General features: G+C 50.4%; 14 protein-coding genes and 1 pseudogene. 2 read left to right on the top strand and 13 right to left on the bottom strand.

Translation table 11 applies throughout. The annotated features are described in order from the left end of the window. Window positions 1–292 precede the first annotated feature (292 nt). From HG66A1_RS15660 to HG66A1_RS15630, 7 genes are all read right to left on the bottom strand, one after another. The gene (locus tag HG66A1_RS15660) at window positions 293–4732 is read right to left on the bottom strand and encodes a cobaltochelatase subunit CobN (protein ID WP_145185745.1); all 4440 of its coding nucleotides are present in this window, start codon (window positions 4730–4732) and stop codon (window positions 293–295) included. Window positions 4733–4767: 35 nt separating this feature from the next. After that, on the bottom strand, window positions 4768–5190 hold the full coding sequence (locus tag HG66A1_RS15655) for a DUF2149 domain-containing protein (protein WP_145185742.1): 423 nt from the start codon (window positions 5188–5190) through the stop codon (window positions 4768–4770). Next, the gene (locus tag HG66A1_RS15650; RefSeq protein WP_145185739.1) at window positions 5183–5845 is read right to left on the bottom strand and encodes a MotA/TolQ/ExbB proton channel family protein; all 663 of its coding nucleotides are present in this window, start codon (window positions 5843–5845) and stop codon (window positions 5183–5185) included. The genes HG66A1_RS15655 and HG66A1_RS15650 overlap by 8 nt, the downstream gene beginning before the upstream one ends. Before the next feature lie 33 nt (window positions 5846–5878). After that, window positions 5879–6634 (bottom strand): hypothetical protein, encoded by a 756-nt coding sequence (locus HG66A1_RS15645; RefSeq protein ID WP_145185736.1) that lies wholly within the window; start codon window positions 6632–6634, stop codon window positions 5879–5881. A gap of 326 nt (window positions 6635–6960) precedes the next feature. Further along, window positions 6961–7587 (bottom strand): hypothetical protein, encoded by a 627-nt coding sequence (locus tag HG66A1_RS15640; protein WP_145185733.1) that lies wholly within the window; start codon window positions 7585–7587, stop codon window positions 6961–6963. A gap of 404 nt (window positions 7588–7991) precedes the next feature. After that, window positions 7992–8189 carry a cold-shock protein gene (locus tag HG66A1_RS15635; RefSeq protein ID WP_145185730.1) on the bottom strand — a complete coding sequence of 66 codons (198 nt, stop codon included), beginning with the start codon at window positions 8187–8189 and terminating at the stop codon, window positions 7992–7994. Between the two features lie 293 nt (window positions 8190–8482). Further along, window positions 8483–9232: a siderophore-interacting protein gene (locus HG66A1_RS15630; protein ID WP_145185727.1), complete on the bottom strand. Its 750-nt coding sequence runs from the start codon at window positions 9230–9232 to the stop codon at window positions 8483–8485. 401 nt (window positions 9233–9633) lie between these two features. Here HG66A1_RS15630 and HG66A1_RS15625 point away from each other — a divergent pair, with 401 nt between their 5' ends. After that, entirely contained in the window at window positions 9634–11124 is a 1491-nt protein-coding gene (locus HG66A1_RS15625) for a tyrosine-type recombinase/integrase (protein ID WP_145185724.1), read from the top strand. A gap of 902 nt (window positions 11125–12026) precedes the next feature. Here HG66A1_RS15625 and HG66A1_RS15620 read toward each other — a convergent pair. The 3 genes and pseudogenes from HG66A1_RS15620 to HG66A1_RS15610 all read right to left on the bottom strand — a co-directional run bounded on the left by HG66A1_RS15620 (window position 12027) and on the right by HG66A1_RS15610 (window position 14191). Continuing rightward, window positions 12027–12755 carry a hypothetical protein gene (locus HG66A1_RS15620; RefSeq protein WP_145185721.1) on the bottom strand — a complete coding sequence of 243 codons (729 nt, stop codon included), beginning with the start codon at window positions 12753–12755 and terminating at the stop codon, window positions 12027–12029. Window positions 12756–13499: 744 nt separating this feature from the next. Continuing rightward, window positions 13500–13724: pseudogene (locus HG66A1_RS32820) on the bottom strand (PIN domain-containing protein); the annotation flags it as partial. A gap of 20 nt (window positions 13725–13744) precedes the next feature. After that, complete coding sequence (locus HG66A1_RS15610; protein ID WP_197997162.1) at window positions 13745–14191, bottom strand: excisionase family DNA-binding protein; 447 nt, start codon at window positions 14189–14191, stop codon at window positions 13745–13747. Between the two features lie 323 nt (window positions 14192–14514). On the opposite strand from HG66A1_RS15610, the gene HG66A1_RS15605 reads away from it, so the two are divergent. Continuing rightward, window positions 14515–14931 carry a hypothetical protein gene (locus tag HG66A1_RS15605; RefSeq protein WP_145185718.1) on the top strand — a complete coding sequence of 139 codons (417 nt, stop codon included), beginning with the start codon at window positions 14515–14517 and terminating at the stop codon, window positions 14929–14931. A gap of 366 nt (window positions 14932–15297) precedes the next feature. On the opposite strand, the gene drmC is transcribed toward HG66A1_RS15605, so the two are convergent. From drmC to drmA, 3 genes are read right to left on the bottom strand one after another with little or no spacing between them, the layout of a single operon-like run. Further along, window positions 15298–16089, bottom strand: a complete 792-nt coding sequence (gene drmC / locus HG66A1_RS15600; RefSeq protein WP_145185716.1) for a DISARM system phospholipase D-like protein DrmC — start codon at window positions 16087–16089, stop codon at window positions 15298–15300. After that, window positions 16086–17921 (bottom strand): DUF1998 domain-containing protein, encoded by a 1836-nt coding sequence (gene drmB / locus HG66A1_RS15595; RefSeq protein WP_145185713.1) that lies wholly within the window; start codon window positions 17919–17921, stop codon window positions 16086–16088. The genes drmC and drmB overlap by 4 nt, the downstream gene beginning before the upstream one ends. Beyond that, window positions 17918–21319: a DISARM system helicase DrmA gene (drmA, locus tag HG66A1_RS15590; protein ID WP_145185711.1), complete on the bottom strand. Its 3402-nt coding sequence runs from the start codon at window positions 21317–21319 to the stop codon at window positions 17918–17920. The genes drmB and drmA overlap by 4 nt, the downstream gene beginning before the upstream one ends. Window positions 21320–21338: the final 19 nt, after the last annotated feature.

Genomic DNA, 21338 nt, shown 5'->3' with positions numbered 1-21338 from the left:
AACGGATTTTGAAAAAGAGGAATCGAATCCGGCGTTAGGCGGCGGCTTGCCTGAATCTGTGACTGTTTACGCACAATACAATTAATATACGTAATAATGCAAATGCAAAACAATTGCAATAATGCGTTTTTTATAAAAATGCCTTAGACATTAATACGCGCAGAGGAAATGTGGGCTGGAAAGCTATGAAGGGAGGGCGTACAAAGAGCGTTGTATCCGAGAGAAGCCTCCCCTCGGATACATATCAGGAACTGATGAATCTGTCGTTGTTGTAATTGAGCAGACTATTGATTCATGAGATCTGTCGTTTTTCTCTACGCAGAATACTGGAACCCAGGACGAAACAGATCACTCCAAAACAAACGAGGATCATCAGTGCCGGGCTCTGTTCGGGAATTACATCCGCTTCCGTGGACTCTTGCTGAACTTCACTCATTTCAATCCCTTCGACTTCGGGCAATGACAGTGTCGGCTGGAGAGCCGCTGACAATGCGAGCTGATAGTCAGAGAGGGTAGTGGGACTGGTTTCGTTGCCTGGGGCATTTAACTGCTGATTCAAAAAATCATGAAATGCCTGATTGCCACACGTTTCGTAAGAACAGGCAGCACCATGTTCGGCTACCAGTTCGGTATGCACTGCAGCCAGTTTCTGCAGGGTTTCTTTGTTGGGAGTCCAGTATCCTTTACGGGCTGTTTCCAACATCACCGCAGTCATGTCCTGCAGTGCATACGGGTTTTTCTCTTCAAAGTATTCGCGCATCTTCAGGTTATGTTTGTCTTCAATATAAACCTGAAACGTTTCGTCCCACATATCCTGGCTGATAGCCGCTGGCTGCATGACATTCCAGCCATACATATTGCGTACATTTTCAGTAAGTGAAGCAGCAGCGGAAGGACCCTCACGCTGCATGCTCTGAATAAAGCGAGGATTCCACAAGGCGGTACGGGCTTCTTCGCGGATAGCGCCAATGGATGTGGTGACTTTTGCACGACCAGGTTGTCTCAAGTCGCTGAAGTAGCCTGTAGGATCAGTCCCCGTTGTATCGCGAACAGCCAGGGTAATCCCCCCCATAAATTCATAAACGTGATCGAGTGAAAGTGGCCCCCACGTATTCGATGAGCGGGGATGTACGACCGCTTCGACTCCCTGCATTTGTGCTTCCAGCAGTCCCGGCAGAACTGTGCCCCAGCGGTCTCCGTCCCGATAGACTCCCGACATGTTCTGAATGTAGCGTTTCGCGACCTGACTTTCAGACTCCCAGGTATCTCCCCGTTCGACCATGCCCATGATCTGGGTACCATAACTGCTGTTAGAGGCGGAGCCAAAGATTCGGGCCGTAGCAAAATCCCGGGCATCTTTAGCTGATACGCCACCTTTTTTCAGGGCCTGCTCTGTCTGTTCAGTTCCTTCGCGTACGAAGTTCGGGAATTTTTCCTGTTCCAGATTACTGGCAATCTGAACGGCATCATCAATCAGTTTTATCCGGGAAGCGGCAGCGTCGCGAAATTGACCTGACGTCTGGACCAGCACATCGACGCGTGGCCTTTGGAGTTCGTCTGAAGGAATGACTTCGACATCGTAGACGACACCACGCGAATTCCAGACAGGACGCATCCCCATGAGATACAGAATCTGAGCGATTGCGGTGCCTTTGCCTCGAATAAATTCACCTCCCCAAAGTGAGATCGCAACCTGACGGGGATAATTTCCAGCGTGTGAGGCTTGATGCGCTGCCAGCATCTCATCTGTCAGTCTGACACCAACCCGCCAGGCTTCCGGCGTGGGTGTCTGTTCTGCATTGATCGAATACAGATTCCGTCCGGTGGGAATGGCATCAGAATTGACCAGCGGGTCTCCGCCACTGGATGGGGCGATAAAACTGGCATTGAGAGCAGCGGTAATCTGCTCCAGTTCGCGTTCCGGAGAGATTTGCAGATTCCGGACATTCAGTTGGGAGGCTTCGATGAGCTCGATCAGTTTCTGTTGCTGCAGAGGCGACTTGACAATCATCGCTTTGAACTCGTCCACAGAGTTCCAGAGTCGTTTTGTTTCAGGCTCCTCCCGGGGTTTTCTTGCGGCTACGGGAGAGTCTGTTGTGAGCTTCACTCTTGGAGCGAGTTGTTGATCGTCGGTGGACTGAGCATCAGCGCTTACGAAGATCAGTTGTGCAGCAGAGAATGAACGCGAACTTTGATCATCTGCTGGTGAGTCGTTTAATGGGGGCTGTTTAGAATCAACTGGCTCTGCGCCTGCTGGTTGAGTCCCTTGTTTCTGCTGTGGATCTCTCGGATGAGATGGGGTACTGCTTTTTCCGGGGGATGTCTGTTGTTTGTGTTTTGCTTTGCTTTTCTGAGTGGCCCCGGAGAGTCCATCTGGTTTCTGTCCCGCGGTGGGAGACGTTCTCTGTTTTTCGGCTGCAACTGCTGCTTTGATTTTCGCCTGTTCGTCTGCACTGAAGAGTAAATCTGTTTTCAGTTTGTCTGTGAGTACTTCGGAGACGAATTGTCGGGCCAGATCCTGTCGATATTCCATGGAGTCATCGTTCACCGGTTTCCCCAATGCCGTTAGTAACTGGTCGACGCCTTGTTCCCCGAGCATCGCGGTCGCCGTCTGCTCAATCTGTTTCTCTCCCAGGTTACGTCCGATGACATGGAGCCCGTCGGTGATGCTCTGATCTTTCAACTGGTGAATATAGTTGTGGACTTCAGTCAGTTCTGCTTCGGTTAATAATCGATTGGTCAGTTCTTCACCATTCAGACCCAGATCTTCTGCCAGGTTGAGTTCATTCACCAGTTCCGTGACCGAACGGAGTGTCTCTTCGCGCAACAGCGGATCTTCTACCTGTTCCCAGTCATGAATTTTATCGTGCAGCAGAGAGAGATCGCCGTAGAGTCCCGCCTCCATGAAAGGGGGCGTCAGATGGGAGACAATTACAGCATTGGAACGCCGCTTGGCAACCAGGGCTTCGCCGACGTTATTGATCACATAGGGATAAATATGGGGGACATCGCCGATAAGAATATGCGGCCAGCAGTCTCGGCTCAGGCAGTTTGATTTCCCATACGTAAATTCGAGGGAGCCATGCGTGCCAAAGTGCATGATCGCATCGGCCTGGAATCCATAACGAGCCCAAAGGTAGGCACCAAGATAAAAGTGTGGGGCAGCCTGGTCTGTCCCATGGATTGAGCTGATCTCGTCTTCCGTCTCGCCGCCTCCACCTACGGTTGGCTGGGGCATAATCACGATATTCCCCAACTGAATGCGGCTGATGACCAGATGGGGTTGGCCATCAACGCTGGTGACCATTTTTTCGCCGGGTAATTCTCCCCAGAGCTTGATGGTCTCCTGTTGCCGCTTCGGAGAGAGTGCCTTTTGGAACCAATCCGCATAGCGGGTGGCTGGAACCAGTTCCGGATCAGCTTCTTTGAGAAAAGTCTCGAAGGCACCCAGGGCCCACTGACCGAGTGTTTTGCCTCTCGCCTGGATGAGTGCGAACAAAGCGTCGGGTGATTCCGGGAGGGGACCGCCGAGGTCATAACCTTCAGATTGTAGACGCTGTAATGTGTTCCAGAGCGCAGGAGCGACTTCCAGTCCGCCGGCAGACAGTGCTGCCATGCCTGGAGACTTGTAATAGACAATGACAATCCGTTTCTCTGAATTTGGTTTTTTTCGTAACTTAAGCCAGTTCAGAAGCAGATTAACGCGATTTTCGATCTGATCGTCCATGGGAGCCCGAACATTGAGCCCGCGTGCATTAGGTTCCATGGAGGAGACGACGATCGGTTCGATGATGCCATCCAGCTCTGGGGCCGTGATCGACTGACCCATGAAGCCTCCTTCCATTCCGCGTTCGTCGTTGAGCCAGCGTTCACGGTTCGAGAGTAACGGAAGCGCGCTGACGATCGGGCAGTTCAGCTCGCGGAGCAGTTGGTCTCCCTGTCCCCCATACGAGAAGCGACCGTGTGGGAAAGTCAGTATCAGATCGGGTTGGACAGCCTGCAGAAGAGGGAATGCTTCCGTACGACCAAAAATGGGATAGACCTTCGCACCGCCTGCTTCCAACTTTCGAATGATGACATCCACGGGTTCCCGGTTCATTTTGTCCTGTGGATCCATGAAACCCGCTAACAGAGCCACTCGAGGTGCTTCAGTATCTCTGGCTGATACTCTGGACGAAGCAAACGCTTCATAGTCTGCCAGTGACTCAAAGATTTTTCCGTCCAGGTGGAAAAATCCATACTGAGGAACTTCAATCAGCGCGGGGACTTCGACTTCCCGGCCCCCCAGGTGATGGGCTGCATAATGAGCCATGCCGATGAGGTTGTCTTCTCCGCCATGCTTTAAATAGTCGGCTATATGCTGACAATGTGTTTCCGGCAGACTGTTCTGCTGGTTAGACAGGGCATTGGTTGCGGTTCGGATATAAAAGTGCGTTCCCGCTGCACGGGCACGTGCGATTCGTGCTACCTGTTCGGGGGTGAGATTCAGACCCTGCCCGCGAATGAAAACCAGATTGTAATTCTGAAGGTTGGCAGTATCGATGCCTGCATCGGGATAACGGTGCAGCGAATAGGGAGTCTGCTGCAAAGCGTTTTCCCAGTTTGCCCAGTCGGTGTCGGAAAAACCGATAGTGGCAATCCGAAAGGGGCGGAGATATTCATAGTACGCCCAGAGTCCGCCTGAAAAACAAAGGGCCAACAGTACAACAGAGGTTAAATATTTCTTGAACATCGTTAATCTTCAACCATATGGAATGTCAGTAGAAACTACGGGGTACCAGTCGGCTCACCCTCTGCAGGCACATAGATCACACGCCCGTCTGGTAACTGGTACGCCTGTCCCAGCAGTTGACCTTTGCCCGCTCCCTTCGATTGGGAGGCCTCATACTGTTTAATTTCCTGCCCCTCTTTGACGATGATTTCCATCTCGGGTGTGCCAGGGTCTGTGATGATGGTGTAATCCTTATCCTTGAGCAGGGCGGGGACCTGCAGATAGGAAATCAGCGAGACCATCAGGGCAACCGCGAAAACCATGGCGACATCAAAGAGGTTGGCCAGGGCTGTCAACGGGTCATCCTCTGTGTCGTCTGACAACCGGGAAGATGTTCCTGTTCGCAGGGTACGAAACTGCTGCAGTCGGTTCCCCTGCTGTGACTGATTTGTGGAGACGAGATGACTCTGTTCAGACATGGATCCGGTCTCCTGCATCTCGAGTCCGAGTGTTGATCGGCTTTTCTTCCTGTTGCTGTTGATGTTCAGATGGCTCTGACAGCCCGCAGAGTCGTTCTGCAGCGAAATTGAGTAAAGAGAGATCAGCCTGGTACCAGTGTTTGTGGATCGTAACCAGGTAACCAGCGAGCATACCGACGAATAGACCCAGTACGGTGGTGGAGAAGGCAATGACCAGGTTATTGCTCATCGTCTGAATATCGCCGACTGCCAGGCCAACCAGGGCTGGCCCGAGTGGAATCAAGGTGCCCATCAGACCCAGGCTGGGGCCGAGTTTCACCATTCCCCGAAGCAGGTCTACTTTCCGTTGCCAGTGCATTTCAGCTTGGGAAATACTGTAAGCGATCCGCGGTAGATCATCGCCTGCATTACGAATCTGTTGCAACGTCCTGAGAAATTCTTCATTACCTGAGGTTTCTGGCCATTCTGCCTGGTTTTGTTGGATGGCCAGCTCGACGGTCTGACGCTGCTCGCGATGCTGATTGCGACTCAGAAATTCCTGTAGAGTCCGCCCGCATTGGGTCAGGACTCTGACCAGCGAATATAACAGCAGCAGCATGACCGGGATCAGCAGAGCATTGGACAAGATATAAAATACATGTGTGATTTGATTCATGGTATTAAAACTTTGGATGTGTTGAGTGAAAAACTAGGATGATTTACCGTCTGACGGAGCTTGAAACTGACGCGTCTGCTGGTTTCGTTCCAGCAGGAAGCCAACTGCAACTAAAGCCATGGTAATCAGCACCGCCAGTCCGGATTCCTGAATTAACTGTCGGAACGTTTGAGTCGTCTGGACAGCAGGCAGGGATTGGCCGAGAGTGGTGAGTAATCCTGCGAGAATGCAAGTTGTCAGACAGCAGACAAGGTGAAAGCGTAATACGAAGATCTGTTTCAACCAGGCTCCCAACAAGCAGAGCAGAGACATGCTCAATGCCAGAAATACGCCAACGCCGATACCTGCCAGTTCAGGCCGGGCACCTGCTTGAGAGGACAGCCATTGCAATTCCAGCAGGAGTGCAAAGACGATTACAGCAGGTGAGGGAATACAGCTGAGAAACCCCAGGGCTGTTCGCCAGCGCTCGGGACAGGAACTGGAAACGGAGTGAAGAGCGGCCACCAGGCAGCTTGCTGTCAGGAATAGCTGTCCCCCACAGAGCAGGAGCAGCGAATCACGGGACAGCAGGGCGGTTTTAATATCGAAGAGTGTTCTGGAATCGGCAATCGGATTCAGCAGAAAGCCTGTGAGTCCCACCAGCCCTACAGTAAAAGGAACCAGGTACCACTGACGTGAGACAACCAGACCTGCAGACTGGCTGCCCCAGGCGACGATATACAGTACAAGCAGCAGGGCCATCTCGGAACTGTTTCCCGCAGACGGCACGATCTGGTTCAGGTAATCCATGTAGAATCTCACTTCAAGTACTGTTTGTGTCTGATGGGTGAGAATCGAATATAATCACACTTAGATGCAAATGCAATGCTATTGCATAAAAGAAATGTGTGTATTAAGATGATGTTGAGAGCTGGCTATGATTCGACCGGCTCAGGGTTCTGTGTGAGATCGTCCCAGGCAGGTGATGCTCCAGACGTCTACAGGCTCAGAGTCGGGAGTGGGTGAATGGGAGCAGTGATGCGCCCTTGCCTGGCGGAAAAGGGGCTGATGCAGAAATCGAGACCAGAAATGGGGACTGTCGTAGGGGAGACAGGAATTCGAACCCGTTAGAGGGGTTAGGGCAGTTCGCTCACCTTACGTCTCAGACGCATTGTTTCAGGGTAGTCGTACGTCAGTAGCAGTGCTCCCTCAGCGGCATATTTCTCGAATAAATTTGAGATCAGATAGTCTTCGCCGGGCCAGGGGTAGGCAAAGACAACATCAAAATCTTCGAGGCTACATTGGAGCTCATCGTATCCATCTTCCGCATCTGTGATGAGCCAGGAATAAGCGGCGTTGTTGTCGACATACGCCTCCTCAGCAAGGAATTCGGCGCCCGAGGGGATAAAACTACCCAAAGCGAACTCTACCGGGAGATCAAAATCATCTGCCAGTCTGCGGGATGCTTCAACCAGGGCCTGGTCAACTTCAATGCCACAGGCGGTAAACTCAAGCATCGAAGCTAAGGACGCCACCACTCCGAAACCGCTTCCCCATTCGCACATCAAATTTCCGGAGGCAAGATTCTCATCGATGATGGCTTGCAGAGCGTGATAGACCGTTTTGAAATCACTGGGGACAAAGCCAGTGGTGCGGCGTGAGCTATTCTCAAGAAACTGGTTAACTCGTAAATCGGCTTCACGAAGAAAAATATCAATCTCTTCGGGCAAGGACAAACCGTGATCTGAAATTTCAATATCCACTAATGACACAGCAAATAATCCAGTAGAGACGTGGGCTCAGTCCGTTCTCCAACATCGCATTTTCGGAGGTCGTCAGGTAATTACTCACCAGGAACTAATAATTGAATGTGACTCTAGTCACGATCGTTCCCGGTTTGCAGAACAACTCGTATTGCCGTAAGCAAAGCATGCCGAAATCCGTGGGCAGACAGGCGAGTATCTTATAGAACTGAGGTTTCATAGAAGAGCGGCTTTCTTTACGTTTCAAGGTAGCCGCCTGACAGGCAAAAGCGTGTATCTGTCTGTTCTATTTCGAGTTTTCGTAATCCGGGTTAACCTTGGATCCAGCAGGACCTTCAAGATGAAGGCCCTGTTTGCTCCTGTTCGTGTTGCTGAGATTAAAAACGAAGTTGTTCTCAGTTTCCTCAGATTGGTCTCACGTTCTCGGCACACGGTCCTTTGGGACCACGTCCTTCAGTGTATGACACTCGCTGTCCGGTCTGGAGCTGGTCGAATGGTATTCCTTCGAGATTCGATGAGTGGAAGAACAGGTCTTTGCCAGTTCCAGTATCGATAAATCCAAAGCCCTTCTGCATTACCACTTTGATCGTGCCTTCAGCCATATTAAGTCCTGTTCCTCAAAAAGAGTTTCTATGCGGAGCTGCCTGACACTACACTGGAGAGACCAATTCGCCGCGTAGACGAATCGTAACTGAAGGGAAGTTGCAAGGTCAACAGGCAGGGACAGTGTTTGTTTTTAGTTCTAAGATTAAAACAGAGCGTTTTAAGAGAGAATTCGGAGGATGCATTCTTAGCGTTTTCAAGAAACAGACACTTATGCAGGACTGAAATACTAAATCAGAAAAGAATGAATCAGCAGCACAGACTCATGACATGTCCCGAGTTCTACGGTATATCACTCACCCGTAGACTGCTCGTTGTCGAGTTTTTTCGCCTGCTTATGTCCTTCATCGGATTGCCCGAGTTTCCAATAGCTCGACAGATATAAGTGACTGTTGGGAAGCTGATGCTCTTCCTTGAAGAAATGCCTGAGTTGCCGCATACTGTTGAATTCGCAGGCGGACCAGACGGCTGGTTGGCCTGCCTGCCAGGGCAAGGCTTTGACCTTTGAAATCAGAAAACCTCCCTCAGGATCCGGCTGGGGATTGACTTCCCAGTGGAATTTCAGACCAGCTGGTGCTTTCAGGGTCTGGATCTCAGTTTCGCTGGGAATCTCGATGACGACATGTCCGCTGGCATCGTCAGGCAACTGCTCAAGGTTGACGCTGATCGCTGGTAACGCGGCCATGTCACCGACCAGTAGAAACCAGTCAGCGTCATGATTGATCAATTTTTTGGGACCGGGATCGCCGACCTGAATCCGGTCTCCCGGTTGCGCCTGTTTCGCCCAGGAGGATGCGGGCCCCAGGGGATCATGCAGCACAAAGTCGAGGTCGATTTCCATCGGCCTTTGTTGTCTGATGGTGTAGGATCGCTTTTGAGAAGGCTTATCACCTGCTTGCGGAAACATCAGTTTCACGTAAGCACTTTCCTGATTGCTGGGGTAATCAGCCATCGCAGCGCCCCCTAAAGTGATTCGCAACATATGCTCGGTGATTCTGCTTGTGCGAATGACTTCTAATTCTCTGACGGGCCGATTAGCCATGGGGTTTATCTCTCGTTATCTGGGAAAGCTCAATGACGCAGATTCAATCATAGCGCATACAGTCTCGGGATACAAATTGAGGACATGCAGATAAAGGATGCCGGTCACTGGGGGGCGTTTTGGGGGGGCGCTTTTAAACAGCCCGGAGCGGTTTGATAATGGGATTCAATCTACAACAAATAAGACCACTTACTGAAACAGAACCTGTTTCGATAAGTGGTCTTTTGTGTTTGACTTAAGAGTCGGGATGACAAGATTTGAACTTGCGACCTCTGCGTCCCGAACATGCGTACCGAAAAATAAGTGATTTCATATCAATGGGTTGCGAATGCACCTGATCCGTTATTACAATGAAAACCACAGAATAACGGACCATTTAACGGACCAGAGGGGATTACCAGATGGCTCGGCAACCAAAATTGAACTGGGAGAGTGCCCGCGGAAAGTGGAAGATCGAATATCGGGGTAAGAAATATCGCTTCGATGGAGGCTTGGGAAAAAGTGATCGCGAAGCCAAGAGACATGCTGAGTCTGAGTGGAAGCGTCTCAAAGCTGAGCTTGATCACGAGGCCATCAGAAATAAGCCTCACAGGCTAGAATACGAGGCTGTGATAGCAGAATGGAACACGGTCCTGTCCTGGTCCGTAGATCACGGTGATGAGGTTACTGCAGTACTCGCCAGAGATAAGCTTCAAGATCTCACTGAACGACTGGACAATCGCGTCCCTCCAGCACTCTGTTGGGCAGATCGTTTTTTCGCAGGACCTGCACCAGTCGAGATGGATGAGCACCTCAAAGCGGAATATGTGAAACAGGGACTTGAACCAGTGCGAATGGTCGAAGGGCCAGTTCCTTTCGAGCAGACTCTCTGGCAGGACCGCATCGAAGCTCAGAACAAAAGGACTTCTCAAACCGGTGTTGATGATACTTTCACGTCAAATGTAGAAACGTTCCTGAGTGAGAAACGAACTGAAGTATCCGCAGGTCAACTGACTGCCGCACGTGCTGATTCTTTACGCGTTCACTTAGACATCGTCATGCAGTTTACTGGACGAACTACTTCAGTATGTAAAGTTGATGCTGCGACACTTTCTGGATTTCGTAATCATTTGCTTCAACAAATTGCTGCAGACAAGTTCTCGAATAGCTACGCGCATGACATTCTTTCCAGCTTTAAGTCGTTCCTGCGTTGGCTGGCGAACAATACTGATAAATTAGAACATCTGCCGAAAAATATTGATGACAAAAAAATGCGGATCGCCAAGAAAAAAGGGCAGACCAAAGTACTGGAGATTGCGAAGGTTCAAGAGATACTGAAGCAGGCAACAAAACGCACAAAGCTCTATCTGTTGCTGGGACTCAATTGTGCTATGACGCAGCAGGATATGTCTGATCTCCATCCGGATGAGGTGGACTGGACTGCTGGTATTATTACCAGGAAACGCAGTAAGACGAATAAGTATGACTCAGTCCCTACAGTCAGCTATCCATTGTGGGAGCCAACTTTTGAGCTGCTAAAAAAGGAAAAGAGCTCTGATAAAGAGCGAGTACTGCTGACCAACACTGGGAAAGCATTAAAGACTGAGTTCCTTGATGCAAGTAATAAAATTCAGAAGACAGATGCTGTCAGATCGTCAATTCGACGCTTAGCCAAGAATGCCGAGATCGACTTCACCCTCAAAATGCTCAAGAAAACATCGGCCTCCCTGATCAGGAATAACCGCCACTACCAGGGACTGGAGTCACTGTTCCTGGATCACGCACCCCTTAGTATGGCTGATCGGCACTACACCACGGTCCCTCAGGATCTGCTGAATGAGGCTGTATTGTGGTTGGGGGACGAGCTGGGTGTAAAAGACGTTTTTAAGGCACTGGAGCAGCCTGATGGATAGAGCTTTTAAATAGTGTTATTTAAATTCTTCAAAATGGTTACTTGTGGCAATACATGTCTCCTCAGGCAATTTATCGGACAGAAATTTAGACTCTACAATAATAGGTAGACCTTCCGGGAAAGTCTAACTCTGAATCTGAGAAGAACCGTCTTTACCGGATGACATTGTAGTCGGGACGGGACTTCTGTAGCCGTTGGATCTGCTCCTCTGAAACCTGACAGCTGGTGAGGTTGACTGACTTCAGTTGGGGGAGTTGGATCAGGCCTCGCTAAGTTTGGCTTCCAGTCGGCGTCGGAGAATGCTCAGACAGACCGGCAGATCCTGCTCTTCCAGGGGACGGGGCAGTAAGATAAATAAAATTGGCCTCTTATTGATTTTGGTAAGTGGCCATTGATTGGATGCGGCGGGAAAGTAGTTTTGTGGATGACGTGTCTCCGTAAGTTTCATTATGGAAGGGTGTTGTGTGAATCACGGTTTTTTGGGTTTTCTCAAAAATTGTAAAAATCAGACACATCAGACATGGGGGCTTAGTGGGGGTGAGATGCCTCTAACCCGTATTCTGATGTATGTGAAGGTCTTGGATAGAGCTAGAGGAGGCTACGAAACTGTCCGGAGCCTCACGATATATCGGCTTCATTCGCTCGTTTTTCTCGGTGAGCAGGGTCGGCAAAGGCGCGATCAGACCACTTGCCGCATGGGTGGCCGATTTCAGGTCCGGCAGGCGTGGCATTCCAACTCTCCACTTGCAGAAAATGGTGGTTTGGGAGGCTTGGGGGGGCAAAACGATACCTTGATATGGGAGCAATCTTGGAAGGTAAAACTGCAGTGACTGAATTAATGCTGTTGTAATTCAGAGGCAATTTGCTCTTCCGAATAATTCATGTAGCAGTTTCTCAAGTCCTTCACCTATTCTCCGATGTAAACGAAAGAGCGAACTTAAGGCCTCTTTCCGCAGAAAGCCAATCGCCGAGCGGTCCTTCATTGGGAGTTCTGCGCTTCGAGAGAAAAAATGCTTCGGTTTGGACATCCCGATGTTGTGGTTCTTCACCGATTGGTATAAATGCTTGTGATGTTGACCGTTCGATTGCCCGGCTAACTTCGCTGTCCGACAATTTGTGGTTATTAATCAGCAGTTCTGCAACAGCACGCACTGCAATTTGATAGTCTTCGTCATTCAACAGACGGATGCACTCTTGATACGCTAAATTGGTAATGTTCTGTCGATGCGATGCCAGATGGGGATTGAGAGTGAACATCTCCTCTTGATGTTCTCGATCTTTCTGGGCGTGCATTTCTGCTTGTGACTGATTGATTCCGTTAAGCATCACATTGGTTGCTTTTGCAATTTCCAATGCAGCAAACTGCCTAATAATGGCTTGGATAGATGAAAGTGATCTCGCGTCAAGGTATGCGTAGGCGAGCTTTACGGCATCAGTGTCCTGTACGAAATGAGCCTTTTCTCCTATTAGGCCATCCGTAATTGGCTGCAACTCTACGAAATGGAAGGGATAGCGAAAGTGGTATGCTGCGACTGCGTGTGCCGCTTCGTGATATGAGGCCGTGTGCATGAGCCAATGGTTCAAATGAGAGTGGCCTTGTGGTGGTATGGTAGGTCCATAGGGATTCTCCATAATTGCTCTCCCGCACGACTCTAATATTGTAGTTAAACGTCCAGTGCCAGTTGGCCGGTGATCCTTGCCGAAGAAGTGAGCCTACTTTATTAAACAAATTCTTTGCTGATTTCAAACGGAACAACTTTGTCATGTCGTGAATGCAGTACGCCCCTTTTGAATTGACAGAATTTCTAGGCTTTGAAGCAGGTGCATATCTATGGGCCGTCTATCCCGTTACTACACGGTTGTTGCTGTTACTTGACTTAGCAGGGGCAATAGCAACATGGAAGCCAACAGCTCGCCGGCCGATAGATTCTTGCACCACACCTCGTTAATTATAACCGAGATCAGAGACGACCACCAGTCCCCAGGGCTGGCACTCCGTCGGAGGAACACGCTGCCAGATCAAGACGCATGGATGACTTTGATTTGCCGTTTGAAGTCCAGGATATATTTCCTGAACGTTCTTTGATCGAGATGAGAAAAGGTTGAAAAGTCCGGGCATCGACGGTCTCGTGCATTCAGCAGCGAATGTTAATTAAATGTAGAAGACGTTGGTTTATTTATTCATCCGCACTCAGATGAAAGTCAAAATTAAACTTAATCTATGATATTGGGGCCACGTTCAGTGAATTTAGATCTAAAAGATCTAGTAACTGCTGACGGATTTCTTGCCAGTTCGTGTCAAGATTGAGGGGTATGATACGAATCAGATTTCCCTGGATTTCGTAACGCAGTGAAAGTGATTGACCCACAGTAGGGTACCAGACTATCACGAACATGAAAGTTCATCAGACTTCGAGTGCGTTCCAACTGATCTGGTGTGATGTCTGTCCGATCTTTTAGCACATTACGAATCCACTCATCATGAATCTGATCAGTCCATCTTGCGCGGAAAAGATCGGTCAAAGCAAGTCTCATGAGTAAATCACGTAATGGCGCTGGATATAATACGCAAGCATCGTACAGTGCTGTGAATGTTGCCATCGTCCATGACCAATCAAGTATTAGTAGCCCATGTCTAGCTCTTGTGTCTGTTCCGCCAATTCGTCCAGAATTTCATGCCGTTTTTTGTCAATTTCGTGTTTGTACTCCATGAGGTCGCTAAATAATACGCGACGGTGAGTACCTACTTTACGAAAAGGAATCACACCTGATTCCAGTTCCCGAATCAGAAATGGCCTTGAAACATTAAGCAAGTCTGCTGCCTGCTGTGTTGTCAATTCAGCATGGATGGGAATGAGCGTTACTGCATTACCCTCAGCCATTGCTGAAAGTAGATCTACAAGTAGCCGAACAGCACCGGCTGGTAACTCAATTTGCTCATCTGTTTCAGCAATACGTACTTTTAGATTCTTATTAACGAACGGTGTAAGACGCCTGCTTGAGGCTTTCGCTAGACCTACTTCACTCACTGATGGGATAATGGGTTCATTTAGTGTTTGCATTGACATATTTCATTTCTCCTTGTCGTTAGAGAATTATATCGTGCAAACGAAATAAACGTAACTAGTGAAATATTCGAAATAATAGTCTGATTTATGATTGAAAAGATGTAAGTTCATATATCAATAAGGGATACAGAATTGTTGAGTTGCCGCTAAATTGGTTGAATCTTGGATTGGCTAACTTTAAATCAGGAGTAAACTCACCACTAAAATCTTGAATTGCAATCGACATGCATTCTTTTGTTCTGTAAACCTCGATAACGCAATGGTTGATAGTGGAAACGCCTGGCTGAAATCTGCCACGAAGAATCAGAAAAGGAAAACACGGCATGAAACTAGACGGCCAAATTGTAGGCAATGCAGGATTGTACTTCACGTGTTACCAATTATCCCTCCTCGGTTGGAATGTGATGCCGACAGCCAGAAACGCAAGAGGCATCGATGTCGTGGCGTATAGCGGAGACGGCAAGAAATACATTGGTGTGCAGGTGAAGGCACTCAGCAAGCGTGCTCCCGTGCCCCTTGGGAAAACGCTCGATAAAGTAATGGGCGACTTTTGGGTAATCGTCAACAAGGTTTCAATTGATCCGACAGCGTTCATACTTACGCCCGACAAAGTTCGGCAACTTGCACATCGTGGGGAAAAGGAAGGGCGTGTTTCTTTCTGGCTCCAACCTAACGCATACGACGTAGACGAATTTCGCGGGGCGTGGTCCAGAATCGGACGTGGTGACTCGGGGTCTTGAGCCATTCCACCGATGTCATCTCCAGACCGCTTGTCGGGTCATCAAGGCTCTGGGCCAGACCGGCCATCTGGGGGACCGGTAGGCCAGGATTCTCTTTTCCCCGGTAGAACATGCTGGCAATACCCGGGCCAGTGACGAAGAGGTAGATCGGATTGTGGAACTGACCGAGGAATGAATTGCTGGACTGTCAACATACCGGGGAAGACCAGGGACTTCTGGGGTAGCCATAAGGGGGCAACTCAGGAAGGATTACTGACTACGTCGAAGAAAAAGAGAACCATATTGGAATATTCAACGTGTATTCGGACGCTTTCGGAATGAACACGAACTCCAAAAGTTGATGAATACTTATTAGAGCCCACCGTCTCAAAACGCTTTGACCAAAAGCCCCTCCGCCTGCAAATGGCGGAAATGCTTTACCAGCCGTTCTGCCAACCACTCGCTTTTGATATTCAGTCCCACTTCGATATTTCGCTGCTGGCCGGCTTCTGTGAAGTTAGCAGATGAAACGAAGACATGTTCCAGATCGACAACAACACATTTTGCATGCAGAGAAGAGCGGACTGGTGCGTCATCCGCCACAGAACGCGGGTCGTAATACACATTAGGCAGGCGGGAACTATCAGGCCATTGTGTTTGCTTAAACCGCTGTTTGAACTGAGATACAATTATCTCAGAGGACGTTTCGTCACGATCTGGCCTGGGGATGTTCAGGAAAAAATTGACGTCCAGATCAGGATGTTCCTCCATTCGTTTCGCCAGTGCCTCAAACACCCGTTGCCCCTGATATACTGCATACCCCACTACCAGAACGGACTTCCTGGCATGTGCAAATAGTTCACGAACAACAACAGAGGTATCCCGATTTGTAATTCCGGGCGCTTCTGGTCCGGAAGTAACCAGATCGATCGGCGGTTCGTCCGAACGGCCATTTCTTCGATCCTGTTCGACCAGTTCCAGAATAGTCGCTATTTGAGCTGCGGAAAACCCGAGACTGTCATAATAAACCAGTCCTTCCAGCACCTCACTGCTTAAACCCGCCGGTAGAATACGCATCAACTGCAGGCTCGTATAAGGGGCCGCCACACGACCAGAACGCAGATAAGCAGCCAGCGTCTCAAGGTCCGTGTTACCGAGCTTAATAAAGGCATTATTCATTCAGCAGCCATCTTGAAAAATTCGGTTCCCAGGTTGTCCACTGTCGGTACGACTAAGGCACGATCCAGAAACTCATTGTGCTGTTCACACGAAGTTTCTGAAATCAACAGACACCCATGGCAGGCCGCGCCGTGGAGAAAGCGTCGTTCATGCATATTGGCAGGCTCATGCTGGGCACACACGGGATCATTAGAGCAGAGCTCTCCCATTTCAAGTGCATTTCGAACATGCTCGTGGATTCTCCTGCCCACTTGAACCAGGCCTCCCAGGGTTCCTTCCGCATCAGAGGTTCCTGTATAAAGCAGGATTCCATAACCCACATCGGGAATCGTATAGATGCGTTCTCTAATGGAACTGGCTGGATAACCACACTCCAGCGAAACCGCCGTCACCAGCATATGAGAAAATGAATGGAATAATACATAGGGAAGTAAACCTCCCGTCTCAACAAATTTCTTTGTCGCGCCATGATGCTCTGCTTTCCAGGCATCGTAACCGGCCAGCAGACGAGTCCCTCTCGCGATCACATCCTCACGGGCCACCCATTTTTCAACCGCGTCTGAACTGAATTGGATAAATACGCCTTCTCCCCGGTTTTCAACAGCTGGTAACCAGGTAATCTCTCGAGCCAGGGCTGCCCTGCGGACTCCTATTTCCAGCTCTCCATCAATATCAGGCGATACAGCTTCAAATCGGGTAAATCCAACCTGAGCCATAACCTCTCGCAGTCGATGAACCAACACGACGCGTTCCACGCTGTTCATCCATGGTTGACCCCAGACTTCGCGTGGTAAAGTTCTGGCAAAGAAATTACCGTCCGGTTTGTCATCCCCCAATTCGTCTTTACTGGCAATCAGCGTTTCCATCTCAGCCTGCTTGACTGATTTGGGAATCTGAGGCGTCTCTCCCCTGATCACCTTAACCTCTGCAAAGACTTCCTCATCCCGAAAATCTTCCAACAACGCATGGACCTTCGACTTTTTTCGCTCGTATTTGAGCATCTCTGTATCTTCGACTTCACCAATAAAGTCCCAGGCCGACTTGACAGCTTCATGCAGATTCTCATTGCGATCAGGCAATGAAATCACACTCATCAGCTGGGAAAAATAGGCATTACTTGCCTGGCGAATCAGCAAACGGTTCAGTTCATTACACTGTTCCCACGCGTAAGGTCCCAACCAGGGACGGGCACCATCACAGTGTCCGAGTGCCCCTGCCGAAAACCCAACGGCTTCAGCCAGTGGCCTGCGACTCCCACATTCACAGCGCACATAGACTTCTGCGATGTCCCCACTCGTTCCGACTTCCTCGATCCATAGAGGACGACGACAATCAGTTTCGTGAAAGTGAGAGAAGGTGTACCAGTCAATATCGCCGATATGTCCACTTCGACATGCTCTTACGAAACGGACCGGAACCACACTGCGTTTTTTTCTGTTATCATCGACAAATTTCCCCTTCGTCAACATGCGACGAGGAACCAGCATCCTGGCTCTGACAGCCCCCTGGCTGGCCTCTCGGTCAACATCTTGTGTAATGAACCATTCCGGAAACTGCCAGGCTGTGATCCCGGTCTGGGGCGCTGTAGGGTCTTCCGAATCTGGGGGAGGGGTGAAAAGTCGCAAAATTTGCAGAGGTGGATCAAACAATTCTTTCAACTTGTCTGTCAGCCGGGGTTCAATGATCTCTTCGCCCCCCGAGGACCAGGCATCCAGGCCACTGATCAGCACCGAATGATCAGGCAAATCCATCATCGCTCCGGGGCCAAAGGACGTGATCAGTTGGCTCTGACGTACTTGGCCAGGTGCTTTCTTCTGCTGGCGTCGACTCATGTATCTTTCTCCTCTTCATCAATATCGACACCATCAATGGTCTTTAACCACAGGTTCACACTGGGCTCGACGTCACGCATGGAACGATTAGCCCGAAACTTTTTATGGCGCGCTGGTAACGTTTTCAATTCAGTATTTAAAAACTCATAGAGCAGTCTCTGCGCTCCCCCGGTTTCGGTCTGGTACTGCAATGCTCCTCCCACATCATGAAGCTCTTTGGCGATCGTATACCACGCATCAAGTAAACCATTACACTGCTTATGTACTTTTAGCTTTAACTGTTTTGCATCCTCTGATGATCTTTTATCGTGTGTCTCCAGGGCACGTTCAGCCAGCAAATCCACAGCAGAGTCTAATCGGGCCCGTTCATTGAGAATTTCGAGGGCACCGCGCGGTGGAGTCATTACTGAATTCCCCAGACGTGCCAGCGCAATCAAGGTCCCCGCCAGTCCCCTGTCCAGCGCACGAGGAGAGAAGGGGGTCACACTGGTCGCCTCAACGCTACGATAAAACGTATTATGGAATGCAGTGAATCGTTCGTAATGCGAACGGTCTCGAGGTCGGTGGATATTGAGAATGGTCACCACCAGACCAGGCCGATCAGCATCACGTCCCACACGACTGGTCGCCTGGATATATTCCGCACTTGTTTTCGGCTGCCCGAAACAGACCATCAGTCCAAGTCGAGTAATATCCAACCCGACGGAAATCATGTTCGTTGCGATGGCCACATCGACATGATCCTTTTCTTTAAACAGCTGGGACAGTCTGCGTTTCGCCTCTGATACCTTATCTGTTGAAACGCGACTGGTCAGTTCGACTGGCTCATAAGCGATGGTTCTATCAAGGAACAAACCTTCTGTTTCCCCAATCCGTTTCCGCGAACCACGTCCCGTCAACTGCGTTCTGACATCATCTTCAATCAACCTCCGTGCCCCTCCCAGCTCACGCAAACTGTTAAAGTAACCTAACAGTGTCATATAGGGATCTGCGGGATTCTCAGTGTTCTTCTTACCACCGGCTTCAGCGTACGCTTTCTGAGCCGCCCCCAGCAAAGCCATATAGACTCGCAGGAGAATCACCTTGGGACTCCGCCCCTGAGCGGCGACCCCCACATATTTTCGTGCATTGCTTTCCTCCGTCGAATGGGTTTCTGCGAAAAAGGAATCGCGAATATCCGGCCCCGGCGGAGGAAACACATCCACATCACGTCGATTAAACAAAGCGCGGATCTGGCTCTGAGCACGGCGGACCGTGGCTGTCGAAGCGATGATCTTGGGATGAACCGTTTTGCCATCGATATCGATTGCCGATAATTCATCCAGAGCAGTCTCATAAAGCCCTACCACGGTTCCCAGGGGCCCTGAGATCAGATGCAACTCGTCCTGGATCACCAGATCCGGCGGAGGAAGACGATCGACAGGCAGGGGCACACCCTCCGTAGGATGACAGGGACCATAAAAACCGGCTGAATCAGCCCGGTCGACGCGTCCGAAGAAGCCTCCCACTTCTCCGGTCCAGGGCATGGCAGCAAATTTGTCCACGGTAGCGATCATGAAGCAGGGCAGACGTCGGTAAATTGGCTCATCTACAGACAGGATCGGCAGACTGTTCCCCTGCGAAAAGTCACAGCGGCGATTGGCACAGGTAACGCGCAAATCGGTTGGTTCGTCTGCATAGGGCAGCAGTTGAAATGAAGTCGCTTTGAACTTCGTACCGCACCAGGGGCACTCTTCCAGGGGAATCGGAGACGGCTTTTTGTCGTTGTTCTGGAACGCGATTGTTTTCCTGCGCGCTGAATGGGGATCGGTATCTCCTTTAGAGCCCATCCGGTTGGGTGTTGCTGCTTTCCCGACCCACAAACCGATCTCAAAGGGCCACTCGCCCAGCTTTTCTACATCCTGTTGACGCTCCAGTTCCAATGCGCAGATCAACGCTGCTGCGCGTCCCAGCTGATCGAGCGTCAGCAGACGCAGCGTATAACGCATCAGCACACTCAATCCTGCGGATGAAAGCCCCGGATTCCGAAGCCGCCTCAAGACGAGCGTGAACGCTGCCAGCCCCAGGTAAGCTTCGGTCTTTCCACCACCAGTTGGGAAGAACAGCAAATCAACCAGTTCGCGGTCGTCACTGGTAGGATCGGCAATCCCGCGGAGGTTCATCAGAATAAACGCCAGCTGAAAAGGACGCCATTCAGGAGTGATCTCTTCCGGCTTTTTATTCCACTGTAAAGCCAGTCGACGACGCCCCTGGGCTGCCATGGCTTTATTCGCGATGCGAAACGCTTCCAGGCATTGCGGATCTGCCAGGAGGTCAATTCCCGATTGAATTCGATCCGCCGCCAGATTCGCACGATGGAGCAGTTCTTGGGCCGTTTCCCTGCGGCGCGTCGACAACCTGTCGAGGGATGTTCCCTGATTCTTGATCCATTCCTTATAGGAAGTAACGAACTGCCCCAGTTGGTCCTGGGCATCCGCGGCATCGCGCAACACGGAGAGCAACCCCATATCGAGGGTCACCCCCTCTTTTTTGGCCGGCGCGACGCGTTCAACTTCCGCCGTGGGCAGCCAGGTGGTTTTGACCTTCCTGCACTCGCCCTGTTCGACCATCGATTCGGTGGAAACGCTGTGTCCCACAGAAAACTCAAACGCATCGCGATATTGCAGATCAGCCACGCGCTCGTCCCAGTCATCACTTTCCAGGCTGTGCAGATTCGGTCGGGCGACGAAAGAAACTTCGCTTTGCAGCCCCAGATCCACCTGGAAGATGAAACCCTCATCGCGAATCTCATCAGGAGCAGGTTTACGGCGATTGACCACAAATACAGACAGACTTCGCGTCCCGTCGGGAAGCCCGCCTTCAAACCCCGTATCGGGAACACGTCTGACAGACCAGACCAGCTCGACACCACGGCTGTTGGGAACCGCAACTTTTCCATTCCCGGGCGTACTGTCGCCAACATTGAGAGAGACATGCTCTTCCCGTGGAATCCGTCTCCACTCGTGAGGCCCGGTATACCCTTCATCCTGCTCAACTCGTGTGTACTCGCCATAACGCACCAGAGTTTCGAGGTTCTCAACCTGTGGGGGAATCAATACACTCATTCCCATACTGCTGGGGAGAAATGAGAGCCGCGCAGCGGTTTTCTCCGGTGTGCTATCATCATCCAGCCCGGCCGGTTCTGCCGCCTGGTCAAGATCATCATTGCTGGTGGGATCGCACCGCTGCTTTTCATCCGCTTCTGTGGGGACCAGAAAGCCGGTCAGATACCAGCGGGAAGGGGACTGCGGCAGCATTTCCTGCGGATCACCCAATCCTTCTGTTGGCCCGATGAGGTCCAGTTGCAATGCGTCAACGAGTTCAGCTCGAACTTCGATAGGTGAAGATTCGGTTTCCATCAACGCCCCTTATTTTTTG

It is taken from the genome of Gimesia chilikensis (assembly GCF_007744075.1).
GTDB lineage: Bacteria > Planctomycetota > Planctomycetia > Planctomycetales > Planctomycetaceae > Gimesia > Gimesia chilikensis_A.
The sequence above is the reverse complement of the archived record's forward strand: the minus strand, read 5'-3'. Positions and strand labels throughout refer to the sequence as shown.

What these genes read in the sequence shown, in the direction of transcription:
- HG66A1_RS15650 (WP_145185739.1), bottom strand. Translation starts at nt 5,845, where the DNA reads ATGAATCAAATCACACATGTATTTTATATCTTGTCCAATGCTCTGCTG.
- drmC (WP_145185716.1), bottom strand. Translation starts at nt 16,089, where the DNA reads ATGAATAATGCCTTTATTAAGCTCGGTAACACGGACCTTGAGACGCTG.
- HG66A1_RS15610 (WP_197997162.1), bottom strand. Translation starts at nt 14,191, where the DNA reads ATGTCAATGCAAACACTAAATGAACCCATTATCCCATCAGTGAGTGAA.
- HG66A1_RS15620 (WP_145185721.1), bottom strand. Translation starts at nt 12,755, where the DNA reads ATGGAGAATCCCTATGGACCTACCATACCACCACAAGGCCACTCTCAT.
- HG66A1_RS15645 (WP_145185736.1), bottom strand. Translation starts at nt 6,634, where the DNA reads ATGGATTACCTGAACCAGATCGTGCCGTCTGCGGGAAACAGTTCCGAG.
- HG66A1_RS15625 (WP_145185724.1), top strand. Translation starts at nt 9,634, where the DNA reads ATGGCTCGGCAACCAAAATTGAACTGGGAGAGTGCCCGCGGAAAGTGG.
- HG66A1_RS15655 (WP_145185742.1), bottom strand. Translation starts at nt 5,190, where the DNA reads ATGTCTGAACAGAGTCATCTCGTCTCCACAAATCAGTCACAGCAGGGG.
- HG66A1_RS15635 (WP_145185730.1), bottom strand. Translation starts at nt 8,189, where the DNA reads ATGGCTGAAGGCACGATCAAAGTGGTAATGCAGAAGGGCTTTGGATTT.
- HG66A1_RS15630 (WP_145185727.1), bottom strand. Translation starts at nt 9,232, where the DNA reads ATGGCTAATCGGCCCGTCAGAGAATTAGAAGTCATTCGCACAAGCAGA.
- drmB (WP_145185713.1), bottom strand. Translation starts at nt 17,921, where the DNA reads ATGAGTCGACGCCAGCAGAAGAAAGCACCTGGCCAAGTACGTCAGAGC.
- drmA (WP_145185711.1), bottom strand. Translation starts at nt 21,319, where the DNA reads ATGGAAACCGAATCTTCACCTATCGAAGTTCGAGCTGAACTCGTTGAC.
- HG66A1_RS15605 (WP_145185718.1), top strand. Translation starts at nt 14,515, where the DNA reads ATGAAACTAGACGGCCAAATTGTAGGCAATGCAGGATTGTACTTCACG.
- HG66A1_RS15660 (WP_145185745.1), bottom strand. Translation starts at nt 4,732, where the DNA reads ATGTTCAAGAAATATTTAACCTCTGTTGTACTGTTGGCCCTTTGTTTT.